We start from the raw sequence: 23,662 nt of genomic DNA on the forward strand, positions 1-23,662 counted from the left end.
CTACCCTTTTTAATCAATCGCGCAATAAGTCGATGGCCTATTAGTGGCCGAACTTCTTGCGGATCTGCTGGACGGTGCGCAGCTGAGCTGCAGCCTCGGCCAGACGTGCGGCAGCAGCTCCGTAATCGAACTCTGCGCCTTTGTCATGCAGGGCCTTCTCGGCAGCCTGAACTGCTTCCCGAGCGGAGGCTTCATCCAGGTCGGCAGCACGTTGCACGGTGTCGGCAAGAACCTTGACCATGTTCGGCTGAACCTCGAGGAAACCGCCGGAGATGTAATACACCTCCTCTTCCCCGCCCTGCTTGATCAAGCGGATAGGACCCGGCTTGAGATTGGTGATCAGCGGCGCGTGACCCAGGGCGATACCAAGATCACCCAGTGCACCGTGCGCAACCACCATCTCGACCAGGCCGGAAAAGATTTCCCCTTCCGCGCTGACGATATCGCAATGGACTGTCATAGCCATCTGATTGCCTCAACCTAAATTAGCGCCCGTTGCCGGGCGCCGGGATTACAGTTTCTTGGCTTTCTCGATCGCTTCTTCGATGCCGCCGACCATGTAGAACGCTTGTTCTGGCAGGTGGTCGTAGTCACCGTTGAGGATGCCTTTGAAGCCAGCAATGGTGTCTTTCAGGGAAACGTATTTACCCGATGCACCGGTGAAGACTTCAGCCACGAAGAACGGCTGCGACAAGAAACGCTGGATCTTACGAGCACGGTTTACCAACTGCTTGTCGGCTTCCGACAGCTCGTCCATACCCAGGATCGCAATGATGTCCTTCAGTTCTTTGTAACGCTGCAGAACATACTGTACGCCGCGAGCAGTGTCGTAGTGGTCCTGGCCGATTACGTTCGGGTCCAGCTGGCGCGAAGTCGAGTCGAGTGGATCGACCGCCGGGTAGATACCCAGGGAAGCGATGTCACGGGACAGAACGACAGTGGCGTCCAAGTGGGCGAAGGTGGTCGCTGGCGACGGGTCAGTCAAGTCATCCGCCGGTACGTATACCGCCTGGATCGAGGTGATCGAACCGTTTTTGGTCGAAGTGATACGCTCTTGCAGAGTACCCATCTCTTCGGCCAGGGTCGGCTGGTAACCTACTGCGGAAGGCATACGGCCCAGCAGTGCGGATACTTCAGTACCGGCCAGGGTGTAACGATAGATGTTGTCGACGAACAGCAGAACGTCGTTACCTTCGTCACGGAACTTCTCGGCCATGGTCAGGCCGGTCAGTGCTACGCGCAGACGGTTACCCGGCGGCTCGTTCATCTGACCGTAAACCAGTGCCACTTTGTCCAGAACGTTGGAATCCTTCATCTCGTGGTAGAAGTCGTTACCCTCACGAGTACGCTCACCCACACCGGCGAACACGGAATAACCGCTGTGCTCGATGGCGATGTTACGGATCAGTTCCATCATGTTTACGGTTTTGCCTACACCGGCACCACCGAACAGACCGACTTTACCACCCTTGGCGAACGGGCAAACCAGGTCGATAACCTTGATGCCGGTTTCCAGCAGGTCGTTGCCGCCCGCTTGTTCAGCGAAGGTTGGCGCAGGACGGTGAATGCCCCAGCGCTCTTCGGTGTCGATCGGGCCAGCTTCGTCGATCGGGTTACCCAGAACGTCCATGATCCGGCCCAGGGTCGCTTTACCGACTGGTACGGAGATGGCTGCGCCAGAGTCATTGACTTCCAGACCGCGCTTCAAGCCCTCGGTGGAACCCATCGCAATGGTACGAACCACGCCGTCGCCCAGCTGCTGCTGAACTTCCAGGGTGGTTTCGGCCGCGCTCACTACTTTCAGCGCGTTGTAGATGCTCGGTACGCTGTCGCGTGGAAATTCCACGTCGATAACGGCGCCGATGATTTGAACGATACGTCCGCTACTCATAGCTGGATCCTCTGAATATTTGAACCGTTAAACCGCGGCAGCGCCGCCGACGATTTCCGAGATCTCTTGGGTGATCGCAGCCTGACGCGCCTTGTTGTAGACCAGCTGCAAATCGCTGATCAAATCACCGGCGTTGTCGGTAGCGTTCTTCATCGCGATCATCCGCGCAGCTTGTTCAGCCGCGTTGTTCTCGACCACCGCCTGGTAGACCTGCGACTCCACGTAACGGACCATCAAGCCGTCAAGCAGCTCTTTGGCGTCCGGTTCGTACAGATAATCCCAGTGGTGCTTGAGTTCTTGATCCGGGGTTGCCACCAGTGGAATCAACTGCTCCACGGTAGGCGATTGCGTCATGGTGTTGATGAACTTGTTGGACACCACGGACAGGCGGTCAATACGGCCGTCCAGGTAGGCATCCAGCATCACCTTGACGCTGCCGATCAGATCATTGATCGACGGCTCTTCACCCAGGTGGCTGATAGCTGCAACGACGTTACCGCCGAAGTTGCGGAAGAAAGCCGCACCCTTGCTACCCACTACACACAGATCAATCTCGACGCCGTTTTCGCGGTTTACCGCCATGTCCTTGACCAGGGCCTTGAACAGGTTGGTGTTCAAGCCACCACACAGACCACGGTCACTGCTCACCACAACGTAACCGACGCGCTTTACTTCACGGTCGATCATGAATGGGTGGCGATATTCCGGGTTGGCGTTGGCCAGATGGCCAATAACCTGGCGGATGCGCTCCGCGTAAGGACGGCTAGCAGCCATGCGCATTTGTGCCTTGCGCATTTTGCTGACCGCCACTTTTTCCATGGCGCTGGTAATCTTTTGCGTGCTTTTGATGCTCGCAATCTTACTGCGAATCTCTTTTGCGCCTGCCATGTAACACCTATCAGGTTAGCAAGCGGGAGCCTTGCGGCTCCCGCTGCGGCTTACCAGGTTTGGGTGGCCTTGAACTTCTCGATACCGGCTTTCATGCCAGCGTCGATTTCGTCATTGAAGTCACCCTTCACGTTGATCTTCGCCATCAATTCGGCGTGATCGCGGTTGAAGAAAGCAATCAGCGCTTGTTCAAAGCTGCCGATCTTGGCGATTTCGACGTCAGTCAGGAACCCACGCTCAGCGGCATACAGCGACAGCGCCATGTCAGCGATCGACATTGGTGCGTATTGCTTCTGCTTCATCAGCTCGGTAACGCGCTGACCATGCTCAAGTTGCTTACGGGTCGCTTCGTCCAGGTCAGAAGCGAACTGGGCGAATGCCGCCAGTTCACGGTACTGAGCCAGAGCGGTACGGATACCACCGGAGAGCTTCTTGATGATCTTGGTCTGAGCGGCACCACCCACACGGGATACCGAAACACCGGCGTTCACTGCAGGACGGATCCCGGAGTTGAACATGGCCGATTCCAGGAAGATCTGACCGTCGGTGATGGAAATCACGTTGGTCGGAACGAACGCGGAAACGTCGCCAGCCTGGGTTTCGATGATCGGCAGTGCGGTCAGGGAACCGGTTTTGCCGGTCACTGCGCCGTTGGTGAACTTCTCTACGTACTCTTCCGAAACGCGGGATGCGCGCTCCAGCAGACGGGAGTGGAGATAGAACACGTCGCCTGGGTAAGCTTCACGGCCTGGTGGACGGCGCAGCAGCAGGGAAATCTGGCGGTAAGCCACTGCTTGCTTGGACAGATCGTCATAAACGATCAGCGCGTCTTCACCGCGGTCGCGGAAGAATTCACCCATGGTGCAACCGGAGTACGGAGCCAGGAATTGCAGTGCTGCAGATTCCGAAGCGCTCGCCGCCACGACGATGGTGTTAGCCAGTGCGCCGTTTTCTTCCAGCTTGCGAACAACGTTGGCGATGGTCGATTGCTTCTGACCGATGGCTACGTAGACGCAGAAAATGCCGCTGTCTTTCTGGTTGATGATCGCGTCGATCGCCAGAGCGGTTTTACCGATCTGACGGTCACCGATGATCAGCTCACGCTGGCCACGGCCGACAGGGATCATGGCATCGACAGCTTTGTAGCCAGTCTGTACAGGCTGGTCTACCGACTTACGCCAGATCACGCCTGGAGCAACTTTCTCGACCGCATCGGTCTCGGTGTTGTTCAGCGGACCTTTGCCGTCAACCGGGTTACCCAGTGCGTCGACTACGCGACCCAGCAGTTCCTTACCAACCGGAACTTCGAGGATGCGGCCGGTGCACTTGGCGCTCATGCCTTCAGCCAGAGACTGGTAGGAGCCCAATACAACGGCACCTACAGAGTCTTGCTCAAGGTTGAGAGCCATACCGAAGACGCCGCCCGGAAACTCGATCATCTCGCCGTACATGACGTCGGCCAGACCGTGAATCCGCACGATACCGTCAGATACGCTGACGACAGTGCCTTCGTTACGGGCTTGAGAGGTCACATCGAGCTTGTCGATGCGGCCCTTGATAATTTCACTTATTTCGGAAGGATTGAGTTGCTGCATTGCTCTGCTGCCCCTTCAAACTCAAGATTTCAATGCTTCGGCAAGGTTCGCGAGTTTGCCGCGAACCGAGCCATCGATAACCAGGTCGCCGGCGCGGATGACAATGCCCCCAATCAGGGATTTGTCTTCCTCGACTTGCAGGCGCACTTCCCGGTTGAGTCGTGCACTGAGAACCTTGGCGAGTTTGTCTTGCTGTTCTTGGTTCAATGCAAAAGCACTGGTTACTTCAACGTCTACCGACTTCTCTTGTTCAGCCTTGTACAGATCGAACAGAGCGGATATCTCCGGCAAAAGCGGGAGACGGTCGTTTTCGGCAACGACGTTAATGAAGTTCTGTGCCTTGGCATCAAACTTGTCGCCGCACACGTCAATAAACGTGGCGGCCTTGTTTGCGCTCGTCAGTCGCGGGGCCTTGAGCACGCGCTGCATGGTGTCGTCTTGCGACACTGCTGCAGCCAGGCCGAGCATGGCTGACCAAGAGGCCAGTTGCTGGTGGGCCTGGGCGTGCTCGAAGGCTGCCTTAGCGTAAGGTCGGGCCAACGTGGTCAATTCTGCCATGATCGCCCTCGCTTAAATTTCAGCAGCCAGTTTGTTTACCAGCTCCGCGTGCGCGTTTTGATCGATTGTGGCACCCAGGATCTTCTCGGCGCCGCCGACAGCCAGTGCACCCAGTTGGGCACGCAGCGCGTCTTTGACACTGTTCAGTTCCTGCTCGATCTCGGCCTGAGCCTGAACCTTCACACGGTCAGCGTCGATACGGGCTTTTTCAACAGCCTCGTCAACGATCTGATTACCGCGTTTCTTGGCTTGCTCAATGATTTCAGCTGCCTGAGCTTTCGCTTCGCGCAGTTGCTGACCCACTTTCTCATGGGCCAACTCCAGGTCGCGAGCTGCTCGGCTGGCAGCGTCCAGTCCATCCGCGATCTTCTTCTGACGTTCGTGCAAAGCCGCGATGACCGGAGGCCACACGAACTTCATGCAAAACAGTACAAAAATGAAGAACGCAACGGACTGGCCAATCAGGGTTGCATTAATGTTCACGCCAACACCTCGCTCGTTCGTTGCACATCACACCAATCAACTCGAAGGTTCGAGTGATTAGCCAGCGAGTTGACCAACGAATGGGTTCGCGAAGGTGAAGAACAAAGCGATACCAACACCGATCATGGTTACGGCGTCGAGCAGACCGGCAACGATGAACATTTTGACTTGCAGCATTGGAACCATTTCTGGCTGACGCGCTGCGCCTTCCAGGAACTTGCCGCCCAACAGGCCGAAACCAATTGCGGTACCCAGTGCGCCCAGGCCGATCAACAGTGCAACAGCGATAGCGGTTAGACCAACTACAGTTTCCATCTTTCCTCCCGACTTTTACGTCGTATGGTTTAGGTTTTTTAGATTTTAAAGCGGTAAAACAAATCGTTTCATAGCCCTGTTCGGGCACCCACCCGTTTTACCGGGTGGGACATCAGACTAGTCGAGACTGGTCTTAATGGTTCTCTTCGTGCGCCATCGACAGGTAGACGATGGTCAGCATCATGAAGATAAACGCCTGCAGGGTGATGATCAGGATGTGGAACACAGCCCACGCCCACTGCAGAACTACGCCCAGGCCGCTAAGCCAGAGCAGACCGCTGCCGAACATCACAGCAATCAGAATGAAGACCAGCTCGCCGGCGTACATGTTGCCGAACAGACGCAGTGCCAGAGAGATTGGCTTGGCCACCAGCGTCACGAACTCCAGCAGGAAGTTCACCGGAATCAGCAGGGCTTGAACGAAGATGTTCTTGCTGCCGAACGGGTGCAGGGTCAGTTCGCCAATGAAACCGCTGATGCCCTTGACCTTGATGCTGTAGAAAATGATCAACGCGAATACCGACAGGGACATACCCAGGGTCGCATTCGGGTCAGTGGTAGGAACGGCACGGAAGACCAGGTGCGGGTCGCCCGTAATGATGGCAGCCAGCTTCGGAATCCAGTCAACCGGTACCAGGTCGACGGCGTTCATCAGGAACACCCAGACAAAAATCGTCAGGGCCAATGGCGCGATCAATGGATTACGGCCGTGGAAAGTATCTTTCACGCTGCCGTCAACGAACTCGATCATAACCTCGACGAAGTTCTGCAAAGCACCAGGCTGACCGGACGTCGCCTTCTTTGCCGCCATGCGGAAAAGAAGAACGAAAATCAGACCCAACGCGACCGACCAGCCGAGCGTATCGACGTGGAAAGCCCAGAAGCCCATTTCTTTGGCTTCTGCTGCGGTGTGGGCAAAACCCCACCCGCCAGTTGGATGCTGACCGAAGGTCAGGTTCTGCAAGTGGTGCTGGATATAGCCCGAAGCGGTTGTCTCTGCCATGGTTGCCTCAAACGCCCTAAGGTCTCGAAAGTCTTGTTCTCATTAGCAGGGGAGCGAACCAGCTAACCAGTTGGGTCAGCACGAAGACGCCGAATACTGCTAACGGCGCCAATGGCTTCACACCTGCGAACGTCAATGCAAACAGCACTGCCGTCAAAATCAGTTTGCCCGCCTCGCCGGCATAAAAAGACCGGACGATGGCTTGAGCTGCTCGGGCGCCGGAAAACCGAAATGCCCTGTGAGCGAAATAAATATTGGGAAGCAAGGCTATCAGGCCTCCGCAGAGTCCCGAGTACCCGGCAACGACTCCATGCCATTGCCAGAGCGCCAAAGCGGCAATCAGCAAAACGACAAATTGAGCCATTAACACCGGAAAAACTGCCAGGCGATGGAACGGCAAGCGGTCTGGCGTGCGGTTTTCCATCTCTTTTGCTCCCCAATGGTCGGCTGCCAGAATTCAATAACTTGGCATAATTTGTGCCGACAAAATGCGCGCAGAGTATAGGGGCGGTTCTGCCCCTATTCAACTGTCAGGTAGTGATTTCCGACTTCACGCTACATGAGGAATTGTTTCAGCGGATGTGTGCGAGCACACCTTGAAGCTCATCAAGAGAGTTGTAGCCGATCACCAGCTGCCCCTTACCCTTCTTTCCGTGGCGGATCTGCACCGCAGAGCCTAGGCGCTCGGCCAGACGCTGCTCGAGTCGGGTGATATCCGGGTCCGGTTTTGCCGGTTCCACAGGCTCCGGTTTGCCACTCAACCACTGGCGAACCAGTGCTTCAGTCTGGCGCACAGTCAGCCCCCGTGCGACAACGTGTCGCGCCCCTTCAACTTGTTGATTTTCCGGCAAACCGAGCAAGGCACGGGCATGACCCATTTCCAGGTCGCCGTGAGACAACATGGTCTTGATGACTTCCGGCAGCGCAATCAGACGCAACAGATTGGCCACGGTGACGCGGGACTTACCCACAGCCTCGGCAACTTGTTGCTGAGTCAGCTGGAATTCCTGCTGCAAACGCTGCAAGGCCACCGCTTCTTCGATCGGATTGAGGTCTTCACGCTGGATGTTCTCGATCAGCGCCATGGCGATGGCGGTTTCATCCGGCACATCGCGAACCATTGCCGGGATGGTTTCCTGGCCAGCCTGCTGGCTGGCACGCCAGCGGCGTTCGCCGGCGATGATTTCGAAGCGCCCGCTGCCGATCGGGCGCACCACGATCGGCTGCATCACGCCCTGGGCCCTGATCGACTGCGCCAGCTCTTCCAGCGCCTGAGGATCCATGTCCCGACGCGGCTGGTACTTGCCACGCTGGATCAGGTCCAGGGGCAGGTGCTGCAGCTCACGCTGATCGGCTTGTACTGCTTGCTCTTCCAGCGAGCTGACAGTCGGACCACTCAGCAGTGCATCCAGTCCACGTCCGAGACCTCGTTTCTTGACGGCCATGGGAATTCCTTAAGTTGCCTGAGCAGCGGCGATGCGTGAGTTTTTGCGCTGACGGCGAACCATCTCGCCAGCCAATGCCAGATAGGCAATCGCGCCCCGCGATGATTTGTCGTACGCCAGCGCCGGCATGCCATAGCTTGGCGCTTCGGCCAAGCGGATGTTGCGTGGAATGACGGTGTCGTAGAGCTGATCGCCGAAGTGTTCCTTGAGCTGCGCCGATACGTCGTTCATCAGGCTCAGACGCGGGTCGTACATGGTCCGCAACAGGCCTTCGACTTTCAGATTCGGGTTCAGCAGTTCGGCAATGCGCTTGATGTTATCCACAAGGTCGCTCAACCCTTCGAGCGCGAAGTACTCGCACTGCATGGGGATAATCACCCCGTCGGCGGCAACCAGCGCATTGAGCGTCAACATCGACAGCGACGGCGGGCAGTCGATCAAAATGTAATCGTAGTTTTCACGGATCGGCGCCAACGCACTGCGTAGACGGCTTTCCTTCATCTGCATTTCCAGCAGAACGACTTCGGCCGCGGTCAGGTCGCGGTTGGCCGGCAGCAATTGATAACCGCCATGCTCGGAATAGTGCATAGCCTGGGCCAGATCGCATTCGCCGATCAGCAGGTCGTAGACCGAGTTTTCCAGGCCGTGTTTATCCACACCGCTACCCATGGTGGCGTTGCCTTGTGGATCGAGATCGATCAACAGCACCCGACGCTTGGTAGCGACCAGGGAAGCTGCGAGGTTGATGCAGGTGGTGGTCTTGCCCACACCACCCTTTTGGTTCGCTATCGCGAATACCTTAGCCATTCTTGCTTGTGTTCCCAATCATGCCGTGCGGCGCAGTATCAGCAGATGGCGTTGGCCTTGGCAACCGGGTACGGCCAGGGCGTGTTCGCTATCGAGGTGGAAGTCTGCCGGCAATGCTATCAGCTCATCGGCGGGATGAACGCCCTTCATTGCCAGCCAACGTGTTTCGGCGTCGCCCAAATGGCGAGTCCAGTTGCTGAAGTTCTCCATGCTGCTGAACGCACGGGAAATGATCCCGTTGAATGGCAGTTCAGGCTGGAAGGCTTCGACGCGACTGTGGATAACTTGCAGGTTATCCAGTTTGAGTTCGAGTTTGACCTGAGTCAGGAAGCGGGTTTTCTTGCCGTTGCTGTCCAGGCAGGTCACTTGCGACTCGGGAAACAGGATCGCCAGGGGAATCCCTGGCATGCCGCCGCCACTGCCCACATCCAGCCAACGACCGTTTTCGATGAAGGACATAATGCTCAGGCTGTCGAGCAAATGCCGTGAAACCATTTCGTCCGGATCACGCACGGCCGTGAGGTTGTAGGCCTTGTTCCATTTTATCAACAGGGCCAGATAACCCAGCAGCCGTGCATGCTGGGCTTCCGTCAGGTTGACACCGAGCTGGCGCGCGCCTGTGGATAACTCTTCGGCGTGTTGCGAGGTAACCAACGAACTCAAGCGCTTTGCTCCAACTGACGGCCCGCGCCGCGTTTTTTCAAATGAATCATCAACAGCGAAATCGCTGCCGGGGTTACGCCCGGGATACGCGACGCCTGGCCCAAAGTCTCTGGACGGGTCGCGCCGAGCTTGCTCTGGATCTCTTTCGAGAGACCGGAGATGTTCGTGTAATCGATATCCACAGGCAGTTTGGTGTCTTCGCTGGCCCGCAGACGCGCGATTTCATCCTGTTGACGATCGATGTAACCGGCATATTTGGTCTTGATTTCGACCTGTTCGGCGACCTGTGGATCTTCTGCGCCCCCACCGGTCACAGCGATCAGACCAGCGTAGTCGATTTCCGGACGGCTCAGCAGGTTGAGCAAATTGTATTCGTGGGTCAGCGGCGTACCGAATTTCTCGGAAATCGCATCGCCCTGCTCGGTACCCGGGCGAACCCAGGTACTTTTCAGGCGTTGCTCTTCCAGATCGATGCTTTCGCGTTTCTTGCAGAACGCTGCCCAGCGCACGTCATCCACCAGACCCAATTCGCGACCTTTTTCGGTCAAGCGCAGGTCGGCATTGTCTTCGCGCAGGATCAAACGGTACTCGGCGCGGGACGTGAACATCCGATACGGTTCCTGGGTACCTAGGGTAATCAGGTCGTCGACCAAAACGCCGATGTACGCTTCGTCGCGACGCGGGCACCAGGCGTCTTTGCCCTGCGCACGCAGTGCGGCGTTGGCTCCGGCCAGCAAACCCTGGGCGCCAGCTTCTTCGTAACCGGTGGTGCCATTGATTTGCCCAGCGAAGAACAGACCGCCAATCACTTTGGTTTCCAGGCTGTACTTCAGGTCACGCGGGTCGAAGTAGTCGTACTCGATGGCGTAGCCCGGACGAACGATGTGCGCGTTTTCCATGCCGCGGATCGATTGAACGATCTGCAATTGCACATCGAACGGCAAGGATGTGGATATCCCGTTCGGGTACAGCTCGTGGGTGGTCAGACCTTCCGGCTCGATGAAGACCTGGTGACTTTCCTTGTCGGCAAAGCGGTGGATCTTGTCTTCGATCGATGGGCAATAACGCGGACCGATGCCTTCGATCAACCCCGCATCGGAATACATCGGCGAACGATCAAGGTTCGAAGCAATGATTTCGTGGGTACGGGCGTTGGTGTGGGTAATCCAGCAGCTGACCTGTTGCGGATGCTGCTCTTTGGAACCCATGAACGACATCAGCGGAATCGGCGTATCCCCCGCTTGCTCGGTCATCACCGAGAAATCCACAGAGCGACCGTCAATACGCGGCGGCGTACCGGTTTTCAGGCGACCGACACGCAATGGCAGTTCACGCAGACGATGAGCCAGCGCAATCGACGGCGGATCACCGGCGCGACCGCCGGAATAATTCTGCATGCCGATGTGGATAAGTCCGCCGAGGAAGGTGCCAGTGGTCAACACGACCGAATCTGCGAAGAAACGCAGGCCCATTTGGGTGACAACACCGCGCACTTGTTCCTGCTCGACGATCAGGTCGTCAGCAGCCTGTTGAAATATCCACAGGTTCGGCTGGTTTTCCAAAGCTTCGCGGACAGCGGCCTTGTACAGAACCCGATCTGCCTGAGCGCGGGTTGCACGCACGGCTGGGCCTTTGCGGCTGTTCAATACGCGAAACTGAATACCACCTTTATCGGTAGCCATGGCCATTGCGCCGCCCAAGGCATCGATTTCTTTAACGAGATGGCTTTTGCCGATCCCGCCAATGGCCGGGTTGCAACTCATGGCACCGAGGGTTTCCACGTTATGCGTCAGCAACAGGGTTTTTGCCCCCATACGTGCTGACGCCAGTGCTGCCTCGGTACCGGCATGACCGCCGCCGATGACGATCACTTCAAAACGGGAAGGGAAATCCACCACGCACCTCGTGCCTGCTTCAGTCAGGTAATCCGGAAATAGTTTGAGCTCAGGTTTTTGGACCTGGTCGGCAAGTATAGGGACTTCGCCCTTCCTAAAGAACCCTTTGCACAAAATTTAACCAGCTGTGGAGAAGTCGGGGTTATAGAAATTAAAAAGAGAGAAATTTATTAAATCTTTGTTTTTATGTTTATTTCTACTGAGCCACCTTTCTGTGGATAGATTGGTACAGCCCTTTATTTTCAATGTGTACAGAGATTCAAAACCCTGTGGTCATGTACCAAGGAGGCCCTTGGATAACCGGTGTAAGCCTGTGGATGAAAGGGGTGGTTATCCACAGAGGTGATTATCTTCAGTTTTGAGGCCCTGTTATCAACTGCCCTTAGCGGCACTTATTCACAGGGCTTAATCCACAGAAAAGCCGCCAAATGAGCAAATTCCGGGCAAGGGAAATCCGCTCAAGCGAAGAATCTGCTTCGGCACTGGTAAAAAAATTTCAGAAAAGGAGAGAGCAGACAGGCCCGAGTGGCCTGTCTGTGAACTGCGGAAGGGACTATTTACCGATACAGAAGCTGGAAAAGATCCTTCCCAGCAGATCATCGGAGCTGAATGCGCCGGTGATTTCGCCCAAAGACTGCTGCGCCTGCCGCAAATCTTCGGCCAACAGTTCACCAGCACCCGCTAACGTCAGCTGCGCACGGCCATGCTCAAGGGACGCACTCGCATGACGCAGTGCCTCCAGGTGACGCCTGCGAGCACTGAAGCTGCTTTCGGAGGTTTGCTCGTAACCCATGCAGGCCTTGAGGTGTTCGCGTAACAGTTCCAGTCCCATGCCAGCGGATTTGGCACTGAGACTGATTGTGACATGGCCATCGCCACTGACCTCCAGGGCAATCGCTTCCCCCGTCAGGTCAGCCTTGTTGCGGATAAGGGTAACTTTTGCCGGGTCCGGGCGGGTTTCGAGGAATTCAGGCCACAAGGCAAAGGGATCAAGGGCCTCGGGAGCTGTGGCATCGACCACCAGCAAGACCCGATCTGCCTCGCCGATAGCTTTCAATGCCCGTTCGACGCCAATTTTTTCCACCTGATCATCGGTATCGCGCAAGCCGGCAGTGTCGACCACGTGCAACGGCATGCCATCAATGTGGATATGTTCGCGAAGAATATCCCGGGTCGTGCCGGCAATCTCGGTCACGATCGCAGCTTCACGTCCGGCCAAGGCATTCAGCAGGCTGGACTTGCCGGCATTCGGCCGGCCGGCGATCACCACGGTCATGCCGTCACGCAGCAAGGCCCCCTGCCCGGCTTCACGCAGCACTGTGGATAATTCGTCGCGCACTTTGTCGAGCATGCTCAGGACATGACCATCAGCGAGGAAGTCGATTTCTTCTTCGGGGAAGTCGATGGCTGCTTCGACGTAAATACGCAGGCCTATCAGTTGTTCGGTGAGGTTATGCACACGCTGGGAAAACGCACCCTGCAACGAACGCAGGGCGTTTCGTGCCGCCTGTGCAGAACTTGCCTCGATCAAGTCGGCAATGGCTTCGGCCTGAGCCAGATCGAGCTTGTCGTTGAGGAAGGCACGCTCGCTGAATTCACCTGGTCGGGCCAGACGACAGCCCAGCTCCAGGCAACGTTTGAGCAACATATCCAGAACGATCGGCCCGCCGTGGCCCTGCAGTTCAAGCACATCTTCGCCGGTGAACGAGTTCGGTCCAGGGAAATAAAGCGCGATGCCTTCGTCCAGCACCTCTTCGTTTGCACTGAGGAACGGGCCGTAATGGGCAAACCGCGGTTTCAATTCACGGCCGCTGATGGCTTTGGCCGCCAGACTCGCCAGCGGCCCGGAAATACGGACGATGCCCACCCCGCCGCGACCTTGAGCGGTGGCGACGGCAGCGATGGTTTCACGAGGAACGCTCATAAACCGGTATCCAGACAAAAGTGACAGATAGCAAAACGCCCCACTAGGGGGCGTTTTGAGTGGTTATCCACAGAGTAAGTTACGCCTCGGCTTTTTTGGTAGCCGCTTCGATCTTACGCGTGATGTACCACTGTTGGGCGATCGACAATACGTTGTTCACTACCCAGTACAGCACCAGACCCGCCGGGAACCACAGGAAGAAGAAGGTGAAGATGATTGGCATCATTTTCATGACCTTCGCCTGCATCGGATCCGGAGGAGTCGGGTTCAACTGCTGCTGGATGAACATGGTTGCACCCATGATGATCGGCAGAATGAAGAACGGATCCTTGATCGACAGGTCAGTAATCCACAGCATGAACGGCGCCTGGCGCATTTCCACGCTTTCCAGCAGAACCCAGTACAGCGAAAGGAAAACCGGCATCTGCACCAGGATTGGCAAGCAGCCACCCAGCGGATTGATCTTCTCTTTCTTGTACAGCTCCATCATGGCTTGCGACATTTTCTGCCGGTCGTCGCCATGTTGCTCTTTCAGCGCGGCCAGTTTCGGTGCCACTGCACGCATGCGCGCCATGGATTTGTAGCTGGCAGCCGACAGTGGGAAGAAAATCCCCTTGATCAGCATGGTCAGGAAGATGATCGACCAGCCCCAGTTACCAACCAGCGCGTGGATATGTTGCAGCAACCAGAAGATTGGCTGGGCAATGAACCACAGAATGCCGTAGTCGACGGTCAGTTCCAGACCTGGGGACAACTCTTTCAGGACAGCCTGGCTTTTCGGACCTGCGTACAGAACGGCGCTGGTTTCGGCTTTTGCACCTGGCGCGACAGTCATTGCCGGGGCGGTGTAGCCGATAATGTAGTTGCCTTTGCTGTCTTTACGGGTCTGGACGATGTTGTTTTCGCCCTTGACCGGAATCCACGCAGTCACGAAGTAGTGTTGCAACCAGGCAACCCAACCACCGGTGACGGTTTCTTTCAGCTGAGCCTTGTCCATGTCGCTCATCGACACTTTCTTGTACGGCTCGTTACTTGTCCACAGGGCGGCGCCCAGGTAAGTCGCGGTGCCGGTGGCGGTGCTGGAAGAAGGATCGGAGCTGGCATCACGCTTCAATTGCGCGAACATTGCACCGGACCAGGGCTGAGCGCTCTGGTTGTCGATCAGGTAGGAAACGGTTACGTCATACAGGCCACGTTTCAGCGTGAAACGCTTGATGTAGTTGACACCGTCCTTGCTGAACTTCAGGTCTGCGACCAATTGGTCTTGACCGTCAGCCAGTTGATAAATCTTCTTCTCGGAGGAGTAAACCGGACGACCGGCAGGACTTGCGTCCGGACCGTTGGTGCCGATCAGGCCACTCTGAGCCAGATAAGTCCGCTCGTTGCCGTTATCAAACAGCTGGAATGGAATTTCCGGATGATCCTGACGACGTGGATACAGTGGCAACGTCAACTGGGCAACATCGCCACCTTGTGGGTCGATTGCCAGGTTGAGCACATCCGTTTTGATCTGGATGAGGTCTTTGCTTGCAGCTACTGGTGTTTCAGCAGGTGCAGTTGCACTGGTATCGCTTGTGGCGCGTGGAATGTCGTCACTGACAGAAGCATTATTGCCAGTCGCCGTATCCGGTAGGCCCGGTGCGGTAGTACTGGAAGCAACATTCTGAGTCGGCAGGGCAGCCTGACCATAGTCCTGGTTCCATTTAAGAACCATAACGTAGGACACGATTGCCAGGGCGACGATCAGGATCGTGCGTTTGATATCCATGATTACTCGGCCATCGAAGAAGAACGGGAGGTAGGGATAGATGGAACCGGGTCATAACCACCGGGATTCCACGGATGACAGCGACCTAAACGACGAAAGGTCAGCCAGCCACCGCGCAGAAGGCCATGATTTTCTATGGCTTCATACGCGTAGCAGGAACAACTGGGGTAGAAACGACAGTGACTGGCCATCAGGGGACTGATGGCATAGCGATAAAACTGGATCGGAACGAGTGCCAGTTTACGCATCGGTACTGTCTACCCCTACAGTTTCGGTTTTGACTGCTGGTACCGGCTTGCTGCGTGCCAGACGTTTCCAGAGTTTGTCGAAATGCTGAATCAATTCGGGGCTTTCTACGTCACCCAAACCTTTGCGCGCGACGATAACGATGTCCCAACCGACCAGTAAATCCTGGTTCAGGCGAAACGATTCGCGCATCAGACGTTTGAGGCGATTGCGCTCGACGGAGAGCTTTACGCTCTTTTTCCCGATAACCAGCCCGAGACGGGGGTGATCAAGATCGTTATTGCGCGCAAGGAGCAGGAGATTTTTCCCCGGAACCTTGCCGGTAGGGGAGTCAAAGACTGCCTTGAAATGCCGGGGGGTAAGCAGACGCTTTTCCCGACTGAAGTCCTGACTCACCTCCAGTGCCGGCTTATCAAACTGCCAGACGCGCACGACCTTTGGCGCGGCGACGCGACAGAACGGCACGACCGTTCTTGGTAGCCATGCGAGCACGGAAACCGTGGGTACGAGCGCGTTTGATAGTGCTTGGTTGGAAAGTACGTTTCATTGTCGTGTTACCTGGTTCGTCCACAACGGGCCGGAATGGCCCCCGTTTTAAGAGACCGGGGATTCTAGAGAAAGCAAGCCTCTAGGTCAATTTCCAACCAGCGTTTCCTTATAAATAGATCTCCAGACGATTTACCCGGCGAAGGTCGTTCGCCAGATATAGAAATAAAGAAGGGAATTATTTAAAGCTTTTCTGTAAAGCTTATAAAAGCTAGAGGCACGTTCATCTGTGGATAACTGCCTTTAGCCCTTCTAAACCGTGATGTACAGAGAATGACAACTACGGTGGAAAACGGTGGTCAGCCTGTGCTGCGCTGTCGGATAAGCTGTGTGTGGAAAGGCCAGTTATCCACAGGAAGGTTATCCACCGAGTTTCGCCCCCACTTGTCCAGTGCCCTCATGGGCGGTTATCCACAGAGCTTATGCACATACCGTTGGTCTTCTTTTCGAGGGTTAACGCATTGATAAATCATGCCCTGTGCGCAACCTGCATGTGGATAAGTGGACGACTGGTCGCTACAATGACTGCTTGTTTTTGCCTCACCGGCTTTCAACTTAGGGGATATCCGTGTCAGTGGAACTTTGGCAGCAGTGCGTAGAGCTTTTGCGCGATGAGCTGCCTGCCCAACAATTCAACACTTGGATCCGTCCACTACAGGTCGAAGCCGAAGGCGACGAGCTGCGTGTCTATGCGCCGAATCGTTTTGTTCTCGATTGGGTCAATGAAAAGTACCTGGGGCGCGTCCTTGAACTGCTCGATGAGCATGGCAATGGCCTGGCGCCGGCGCTCTCCTTATTAATAGGCAGCAAACGCAGTTCGGCACCGCGTGCGGCACCTAATGCTCCATTGGCCGCCGCGGCGTCTCAGGCTCAGGCCGCTCAAGCGCCTGTCAGCGCTCCGGCGCCAGCCCCGGCAGCTGCATCGACCAAACGTGCGACACAAAAAGTAGCCGAGGTCAGTGAAGAGCCGTCTCGCGACAGCTTCGATCCAATGGCAGGCGCCAGTTCGCAACAAGCCCCGGTTCGCTCCGAACAGCGTACGGTGCAGGTCGAAGGCGCGCTCAAGCACACCAGTTACCTGAACCGCACCTTTACCTTCGAGAACTTCGTCGAAGGCAAGTCCAACCAACTGGCCCGGGCTGCGGCCTGGCAGGTGGCGGACAACCCCAAGCACGGCTATAACCCGCTCTTCCTTTATGGCGGTGTCGGCTTGGGTAAAACCCACTTGATGCACGCTGTGGGTAACCACCTGTTAAAGAAGAATCCGAATGCCAAGGTTGTGTACCTGCATTCCGAGCGTTTCGTCGCGGACATGGTCAAGGCCTTGCAGCTGAATGCGATCAACGAGTTCAAGCGCTTCTACCGCTCGGTGGATGCGTTGCTGATCGATGACATTCAGTTCTTCGCCCGCAAGGAACGTTCCCAGGAAGAGTTTTTCCACACCTTCAACGCCCTGCTTGAAGGTGGCCAGCAGGTCATTCTTACCAGTGACCGCTATCCGAAAGAAATCGAAGGCCTTGAAGAACGCCTGAAGTCACGTTTCGGCTGGGGCTTGACGGTTGCCGTCGAGCCGCCAGAGCTGGAAACCCGCGTGGCGATCCTGATGAAAAAGGCCGACCAGGCCAAAGTCGATCTGCCACACGACGCAGCGTTCTTCATTGCCCAGCGTATTCGCTCCAACGTCCGCGAACTGGAAGGCGCGCTCAAACGCGTGATCGCCCACTCGCACTTCATGGGCCGCGATATCACCATCGAGCTGATTCGCGAATCCCTGAAAGACTTGTTGGCGCTGCAAGACAAACTGGTGTCTGTGGATAACATTCAGCGCACCGTCGCCGAGTATTACAAGATCAAGATCTCCGACTTGCTGTCCAAGCGTCGTTCACGCTCGGTAGCACGTCCGCGTCAGGTCGCCATGGCGTTGTCCAAGGAATTGACCAACCACAGCCTGCCGGAAATCGGCGATGTGTTTGGCGGCCGCGATCACACGACTGTTTTGCACGCCTGCCGCAAGATCAACGAGCTTAAGGAATCCGACGCGGACATCCGCGAGGACTATAAGAACCTGCTGCGTACACTGACTACTTGATGAACACCAGCGCAGCTTATTAAGGCAAGGGACTAGACCATGCATTTCACCATTCAACGCGAAGCCCTGTTGAAACCCCTGCAACTGGTCGCAGGCGTCGTCGAGCGCCGACAGACCTTGCCGGTGCTCTCCAACGTGCTGCTGGTTGTCGAAGGCCAGCAATTGTCGCTGACCGGTACCGACCTGGAAGTCGAGCTGGTCGGTCGTGTACAACTCGAAGAGCCTGCGGACCCGGGTTCCATCACTGTGCCTGCGCGCAAGCTGATGGACATCTGCAAGAGCTTGCCGAACGATGCGCTGATCGACATCAAGGTCGACGAGCAGAAGCTCGTGGTGAAGGCCGGCCGAAGCCGCTTCACCCTTTCGACCCTGCCAGCCAATGACTTCCCGACGGTGGAAGAAGGCCCAGGCTCGCTGACCTGCAGCCTTGAGCAAAGCAAACTGCGTCGTCTGATTGAACGCACCAGCTTCGCGATGGCGCAGCAGGACGTACGCTACTACCTCAACGGCATGCTGCTGGAAGTCTCGGCCGGGATTATCCGCGCCGTGGCCACCGACGGTCACCGTCTGGCCATGTGTTCGATGCAGGCCGATATCGGCCAACCTGATCGCCACCAGGTTATCGTGCCACGCAAGGGTATCCTTGAGCTGGCGCGCCTGCTGACAGAACCGGACGGCAATGTCAGCATCGTGCTGGGCCAGCACCACATTCGCGCCACCACCGGCGAGTTCACTTTCACCTCGAAACTGGTCGACGGTAAATTCCCTGACTACGAGCGTGTTCTGCCTAAAGGCGGCGACAAGCTGGTACTCGGCGATCGCCAGGCCTTGCGTGAAGCGTTCAGCCGTACCGCGATTCTGTCCAACGAGAAGTACCGTGGCATCCGTCTGCAACTGGCCAATGGTCAGCTGAAGATCCAGGCGAACAACCCGGAGCAGGAAGAAGCGGAAGAAGAAGTGGGCGTTGAGTACAACGGCGGCTCTCTGGAAATCGGCTTCAACGTGAGCTATCTGCTCGACGTACTGGGCGTGATGACCACCGAGCAGGTTCGCTTGATTCTGTCCGACTCCAACAGCAGTGCGCTGGTACAAGAGTCCGACAACGACGACTCGGCTTACGTTGTCATGCCGATGCGTCTGTAAACATGCTCAGCAGAACCTAGATGTCCTTAAGTCGCGTCTCGGTCACCGCGGTGCGTAATCTGCACCCGGTGACCTTCTCCCCTTCCCCCCGAATCAACATTCTTTACGGCGCCAACGGCAGCGGCAAAACCAGTGTTCTGGAAGCCATTCATCTGCTGGGGCTTGCCCGTTCGTTTCGTAGCAGCCGTCTGTTACCCGTAATTCAATACGAGCAATTGGCATGCACGGTGTTTGGCCAGGTCGAACTGGCCGAGGGTGGACACAGCGCATTAGGGATATCTCGTGACCGGCAGGGTGAGTTCCAGATCCGCATCGATGGGCAGAACGCCCGAAGTGCTGCGCAACTGGCAGAGATCCTGCCGTTGCAGTTGATCAACCCGGACAGCTTCCGCCTGCTGGAAGGTGCGCCGAAGATTCGCCGACAGTTTCTCGACTGGGGTGTGTTCCACGTGGAACCCCGATTCATGTCCACGTGGCAGCGCTTGCAGAAGGCCTTGCGCCAGAGAAACTCTTGGCTGCGACATGGTACACTTGACGCCGTTTCGCAAGCGGTTTGGGACAGGGAACTGTGCCAGGCCAGCGCTGAAATAGATGAATACCGCCGCGCTTACATCAAAGCCTTGAAACCAGTCTTTGAACAGACCTTGAGCGAACTGGTTGAGCTTGAGGGCTTAACGCTCAGCTATTACCGAGGCTGGGACAAAGACCGTGAGTTGAGTGCAGTGCTCGCCGGGTCCCTTCAACGGGATCAGCAAATGGGTCATACCCAAGCCGGACCACAACGCGCTGATTTGCGTCTTAGATTGGGCGCACATAACGCCGCGGACATCTTGTCTCGTGGCCAGCAGAAGTTGGTGGTCTGTGCATTGCGGATCGCCCAAGGGCACCTGGTTAGCCAGGCCCGTCGCGGCCAGTGTATTTATCTGGTGGATGACCTGCCGTCCGAACTGGACGAGCACCACCGTCGCGCGCTTTGCCGCTTGCTGGAAGACTTACGCTGCCAGGTCTTTATCACCTGTGTAGATCACGAATTATTGAGGGAAGGCTGGCAGACGGAAACGCCAGTCGCTCTGTTCCACGTGGAACAGGGCCGTATCACCCAGACCCACGACCATCGGGAGTGAAGGCATTGAGCGAAGAAAATACGTACGACTCAACGAGCATTAAAGTGCTGAAAGGCCTGGATGCCGTACGCAAACGTCCCGGTATGTACATTGGTGACACTGACGATGGCAGTGGTCTGCACCACATGGTGTTCGAGGTGGTCGATAACTCGATCGACGAAGCTTTGGCCGGCCATTGCGACGACATCAGCATCATCATCCACCCGGACGAATCCATCACCGTTCGCGACAACGGTCGTGGCATCCCGGTAGACGTGCACAAAGAAGAAGGCGTCTCGGCGGCCGAGGTCATCATGACCGTGCTGCACGCCGGCGGTAAGTTCGACGATAACTCCTACAAGGTATCCGGCGGTCTGCACGGTGTAGGTGTGTCGGTGGTGAACGCACTGTCCAAAGAACTGATCCTGACCGTTCGCCGCAGCGGCAAGATCTGGGAACAGACTTACGTCCACGGTGTTCCGCAAGAGCCGATGAAAATCGTTGGCGAAAGCGAAACCACTGGCACCCAGATCCACTTCAAGCCTTCGGCTGAAACCTTCAAGAACATCCACTTCAGCTGGGACATCCTGGCCAAGCGGATTCGTGAACTGTCCTTCCTCAACTCCGGTGTCGGCATCGTCCTCAAGGACGAGCGCAGCGGCAAAGAAGAGTTGTTCAAGTATGAAGGTGGCCTGCGTGCGTTCGTTGAATACCTGAACACCAACAAGACTGCGGTCAACCAGGTGTTCCACTTCAACATCCAGCGTGAAGACGGCATCGGCGTGGAAATCGCCCTGCAGTGGAACGACAGCTTCAACGAGAATCTGTTGTGCTTCACCAACAACATCCCTCAGCGCGATGGCGGTACTCACCTGGTGGGTTTCCGTTCCGCACTGACGCGTAACCTGAACACCTACATCGAAGCTGAAGGTCTGGCGAAGAAGCACAAAGTTGCCACCACCGGTGACGATGCCCGCGAAGGCCTGACAGCGATCATTTCGGTAAAAGTGCCGGATCCGAAGTTCAGCTCCCAGACCAAAGACAAGCTGGTGTCTTCCGAAGTGAAGACCGCTGTTGAACAGGAAATGGGCAAGTACTTCTCTGACTTCTTGCTGGAGAACCCGAACGAAGCCAAGCTGGTCGTCGGCAAGATGATCGACGCGGCGCGTGCGCGTGAAGCGGCTCGTAAGGCCCGTGAGATGACCCGCCGTAAAGGCGCGCTGGACATCGCCGGCCTGCCGGGCAAACTGGCTGACTGCCAGGAAAAAGACCCTGCCCTCTCCGAACTGTACCTCGTGGAAGGTGACTCTGCTGGCGGCTCCGCCAAGCAGGGACGCAACCGTCGCACCCAGGCCATTCTGCCGCTCAAGGGCAAGATCCTGAACGTCGAGAAGGCACGCTTCGACAAGATGATCTCTTCGCAGGAAGTGGGCACCTTGATCACCGCGCTGGGCTGCGGCATTGGCCGTGACGAGTACAACATCGACAAGCTGCGTTATCACAACATCATCATCATGACCGATGCTGATGTCGACGGTTCGCACATCCGTACCCTGTTGCTGACCTTCTTCTTCCGTCAGTTGCCGGAGTTGATCGAGCGCGGTTACATCTACATCGCTCAGCCGCCGCTGTACAAGGTCAAGAAAGGCAAGCAAGAGCAATACATCAAAGACGACGACGCCATGGAAGAGTACATGACGCAGTCGGCCCTGGAAGACGCGAGCCTGCACCTGAATGAAGAAGCCCCGGGTATCTCCGGCGAAGCCCTCGAGCGTCTGGTGAATGACTTCCGTCTGGTGATGAAGACCCTCAAGCGTTTGTCGCGCCTGTACCCGCAGGAACTGACCGAGCACTTCATCTACCTGCCAGCGGTGAGCATGGAGCAACTGTCCGATCACGCAGCGATGCAGGATTGGATGGCGCAGTTCGAAGTTCGCCTGCGCACCGTCGAGAAATCCGGCCTGGTTTACAAAGCCAGCCTGCGTGAAGACCGTGAACGTAACGTCTGGCTGCCAGAGGTCGAGCTGATCTCCCACGGCCTGTCGAACTACATCACGTTCAACCGCGATTTCTTCGGCAGTAACGATTACAAGACGGTCGTATCGCTGGGCGCTCAATTGAGCACCTTGCTGGACGACGGCGCGTACATCCAGCGCGGCGAGCGCAAGAAGCCGGTCACCGAATTCAAGGAAGCACTTGAATGGCTGATGGCTGAAAGCACCAAGCGTCATACCATCCAGCGCTACAAAGGTCTGGGCGAAATGAACCCGGATCAGCTGTGGGAAACCACCATGGATCCGAGCCAGCGCCGGATGCTCAAAGTGACAATCGAAGACGCCATTGGCGCAGACCAGATCTTCAACACCCTGATGGGTGATGCGGTCGAACCTCGCCGTGACTTCATCGAAAGTAATGCCTTGGCGGTTTCCAACCTGGACTTCTGATCCGGCAGGACCGCTAAAATAAAAAAGGCCAACGCTTAGCGTTGGCCTTTTTTATTGATCGTCGAAAGGTCGTCATTCGCTAGCAGTGGCCACGCTCTCGAGCCGATACCCATACCCGTAAATCGTCAGCAGTTGCCAACCGCGATCGGCCGTCAGGCCCAGCTTGTTGCGCAGGCGATAAATATGAGTATCCAGCGGACGGGAGGACGCTATTTCTTCATGGGTCCAAAAACGTTCATACAAGTATTCACGGGACAAAGGTCGGCCCAGATTGGCGAACAGGCAACGGGCGAGACGGTATTCCCGTTCGGTCAGGCTGATGGGGGTGGAGGCGCGGGTGACGGTGAGTTCGGCGTCGTCGAATTCAAGGTCATTGAAGGTCAGTATTTCGGTGGCCGCCGCGCGTTGCAGCCCATGCCGACGAAGCACCGCGCTGACTCGAGCCATCAGTTCGTTGGGACGAAACGGTTTGCTCACGTAATCATCGGCCCCGGCGTTCAACGCCTGGACGATATCGCTTTCGGTATCACGACTGGTGAGCATGATCGCGGCCGGCGGCACATCCATGTGTTCACGGGTCCAACGCAACAAAGCCAGGCCGCTGATATCGGGCAGTTGCCAATCGAGGATCAGTAGATCGAAGGTTTCGCGCCGGAGTTGCCGTCGCAAGTCCTCTCCCCGCTCGAAACAATGCAGCGTCCACGCCTGCTCACCCGTGACGGGGATCTGTCGCAGTGTCTGTTCAACCCGGCGCAGTTCAGCGGGCTCGTCATCCAGTATTGCGACACGCATGCCGAGTGGTTCCTTCATCTCGTTAGTGAAAATTCCTACGGGAGTTTAGGCTGATTGATCGAAT

At 56.5% G+C, this 23,662-nt stretch carries 23 protein-coding genes; 4 read left to right on the plus strand and 19 right to left on the minus strand.

Annotated features, from left to right (window positions below):
- Nucleotides 1-40: 40 nt before the first annotated feature.
- The 18 genes from ACZ89R_RS18275 to rpmH form a co-directional block, all read right to left on the minus strand.
- Entirely contained in the window at nt 41-466 is a 426-nt protein-coding gene (locus ACZ89R_RS18275) for a F0F1 ATP synthase subunit epsilon (protein WP_007903037.1), read from the minus strand.
- A gap of 45 nt (nt 467-511) precedes the next feature.
- Complete coding sequence (gene atpD, locus ACZ89R_RS18280; RefSeq protein WP_008007883.1) at nt 512-1,891, minus strand: F0F1 ATP synthase subunit beta; 1,380 nt, start codon at nt 1,889-1,891, stop codon at nt 512-514.
- A 27-nt stretch (nt 1,892-1,918) separates the two neighbouring features.
- Complete coding sequence (atpG, locus tag ACZ89R_RS18285) at nt 1,919-2,779, minus strand: F0F1 ATP synthase subunit gamma (protein WP_007903034.1); 861 nt, start codon at nt 2,777-2,779, stop codon at nt 1,919-1,921.
- A gap of 50 nt (nt 2,780-2,829) precedes the next feature.
- Entirely contained in the window at nt 2,830-4,374 is a 1,545-nt protein-coding gene (gene atpA / locus ACZ89R_RS18290) for a F0F1 ATP synthase subunit alpha (protein ID WP_007903032.1), read from the minus strand.
- A 21-nt stretch (nt 4,375-4,395) separates the two neighbouring features.
- Nucleotides 4,396-4,932, minus strand: coding sequence for a F0F1 ATP synthase subunit delta (locus ACZ89R_RS18295; protein ID WP_007903030.1), 537 nt, complete (start codon nt 4,930-4,932; stop codon nt 4,396-4,398).
- A gap of 12 nt (nt 4,933-4,944) precedes the next feature.
- Entirely contained in the window at nt 4,945-5,415 is a 471-nt protein-coding gene (locus tag ACZ89R_RS18300; protein WP_063342029.1) for a F0F1 ATP synthase subunit B, read from the minus strand.
- Between the two features lie 57 nt (nt 5,416-5,472).
- Nucleotides 5,473-5,730, minus strand: a complete 258-nt coding sequence (atpE, locus tag ACZ89R_RS18305) for a F0F1 ATP synthase subunit C (protein ID WP_002555987.1) — start codon at nt 5,728-5,730, stop codon at nt 5,473-5,475.
- A gap of 133 nt (nt 5,731-5,863) precedes the next feature.
- Nucleotides 5,864-6,733 (minus strand): F0F1 ATP synthase subunit A, encoded by an 870-nt coding sequence (atpB, locus tag ACZ89R_RS18310; protein ID WP_123495598.1) that lies wholly within the window; start codon nt 6,731-6,733, stop codon nt 5,864-5,866.
- A gap of 16 nt (nt 6,734-6,749) precedes the next feature.
- On the minus strand, nt 6,750-7,157 hold the full coding sequence (locus ACZ89R_RS18315) for a F0F1 ATP synthase subunit I (RefSeq protein WP_007903021.1): 408 nt from the start codon (nt 7,155-7,157) through the stop codon (nt 6,750-6,752).
- A 148-nt stretch (nt 7,158-7,305) separates the two neighbouring features.
- Nucleotides 7,306-8,178, minus strand: a complete 873-nt coding sequence (locus ACZ89R_RS18320) for a ParB/RepB/Spo0J family partition protein (RefSeq protein WP_123495596.1) — start codon at nt 8,176-8,178, stop codon at nt 7,306-7,308.
- Between the two features lie 9 nt (nt 8,179-8,187).
- The gene (locus ACZ89R_RS18325) at nt 8,188-8,985 is read right to left on the minus strand and encodes a ParA family protein (RefSeq protein ID WP_008007890.1); all 798 of its coding nucleotides are present in this window, start codon (nt 8,983-8,985) and stop codon (nt 8,188-8,190) included.
- Nucleotides 8,986-9,003: 18 nt separating this feature from the next.
- A complete protein-coding gene (gene rsmG / locus ACZ89R_RS18330) occupies nt 9,004-9,648 on the minus strand; it encodes a 16S rRNA (guanine(527)-N(7))-methyltransferase RsmG (protein ID WP_429545006.1) in 645 nt (214 codons plus the stop codon).
- On the minus strand, nt 9,645-11,543 hold the full coding sequence (gene mnmG, locus ACZ89R_RS18335) for a tRNA uridine-5-carboxymethylaminomethyl(34) synthesis enzyme MnmG (protein WP_429545005.1): 1,899 nt from the start codon (nt 11,541-11,543) through the stop codon (nt 9,645-9,647). Before mnmG ends, rsmG begins: the two co-directional genes overlap by 4 nt.
- Nucleotides 11,544-12,096: 553 nt before the next feature.
- Nucleotides 12,097-13,467: a tRNA uridine-5-carboxymethylaminomethyl(34) synthesis GTPase MnmE gene (gene mnmE / locus ACZ89R_RS18340; RefSeq protein ID WP_123495590.1), complete on the minus strand. Its 1,371-nt coding sequence runs from the start codon at nt 13,465-13,467 to the stop codon at nt 12,097-12,099.
- Between the two features lie 79 nt (nt 13,468-13,546).
- On the minus strand, nt 13,547-15,235 hold the full coding sequence (yidC, locus tag ACZ89R_RS18345; RefSeq protein WP_123495588.1) for a membrane protein insertase YidC: 1,689 nt from the start codon (nt 15,233-15,235) through the stop codon (nt 13,547-13,549).
- 2 nt (nt 15,236-15,237) lie between these two features.
- Nucleotides 15,238-15,483 carry a membrane protein insertion efficiency factor YidD gene (gene yidD, locus ACZ89R_RS18350; protein WP_052966011.1) on the minus strand — a complete coding sequence of 82 codons (246 nt, stop codon included), beginning with the start codon at nt 15,481-15,483 and terminating at the stop codon, nt 15,238-15,240.
- The gene (rnpA, locus tag ACZ89R_RS18355) at nt 15,476-15,877 is read right to left on the minus strand and encodes a ribonuclease P protein component (protein ID WP_032830545.1); all 402 of its coding nucleotides are present in this window, start codon (nt 15,875-15,877) and stop codon (nt 15,476-15,478) included. The genes yidD and rnpA overlap by 8 nt, the downstream gene beginning before the upstream one ends.
- 16 nt (nt 15,878-15,893) lie before the next feature.
- On the minus strand, nt 15,894-16,028 hold the full coding sequence (rpmH, locus tag ACZ89R_RS18360; RefSeq protein ID WP_003213577.1) for a 50S ribosomal protein L34: 135 nt from the start codon (nt 16,026-16,028) through the stop codon (nt 15,894-15,896).
- Nucleotides 16,029-16,595: 567 nt separating this feature from the next.
- Between rpmH and dnaA the strand changes: the two genes are divergently transcribed.
- From dnaA to gyrB, 4 genes are read left to right on the plus strand one after another with little or no spacing between them, the layout of a single operon-like run.
- Complete coding sequence (gene dnaA / locus ACZ89R_RS18365) at nt 16,596-18,116, plus strand: chromosomal replication initiator protein DnaA (protein ID WP_008007897.1); 1,521 nt, start codon at nt 16,596-16,598, stop codon at nt 18,114-18,116.
- 39 nt (nt 18,117-18,155) lie between these two features.
- Nucleotides 18,156-19,259, plus strand: a complete 1,104-nt coding sequence (gene dnaN / locus ACZ89R_RS18370; RefSeq protein WP_007903001.1) for a DNA polymerase III subunit beta — start codon at nt 18,156-18,158, stop codon at nt 19,257-19,259.
- A 20-nt stretch (nt 19,260-19,279) separates the two neighbouring features.
- Nucleotides 19,280-20,383: a DNA replication/repair protein RecF gene (gene recF, locus ACZ89R_RS18375; RefSeq protein WP_008007898.1), complete on the plus strand. Its 1,104-nt coding sequence runs from the start codon at nt 19,280-19,282 to the stop codon at nt 20,381-20,383.
- A 5-nt stretch (nt 20,384-20,388) separates the two neighbouring features.
- On the plus strand, nt 20,389-22,806 hold the full coding sequence (gene gyrB / locus ACZ89R_RS18380; protein ID WP_007902994.1) for a DNA topoisomerase (ATP-hydrolyzing) subunit B: 2,418 nt from the start codon (nt 20,389-20,391) through the stop codon (nt 22,804-22,806).
- A 72-nt stretch (nt 22,807-22,878) separates the two neighbouring features.
- On the opposite strand, the gene ACZ89R_RS18385 is transcribed toward gyrB, so the two are convergent.
- Nucleotides 22,879-23,598 carry a response regulator transcription factor gene (locus ACZ89R_RS18385; protein WP_429545004.1) on the minus strand — a complete coding sequence of 240 codons (720 nt, stop codon included), beginning with the start codon at nt 23,596-23,598 and terminating at the stop codon, nt 22,879-22,881.
- Nucleotides 23,599-23,662 lie beyond the last annotated feature (64 nt).

It is taken from the genome of Pseudomonas sp. TE3728 (assembly GCF_056279145.1).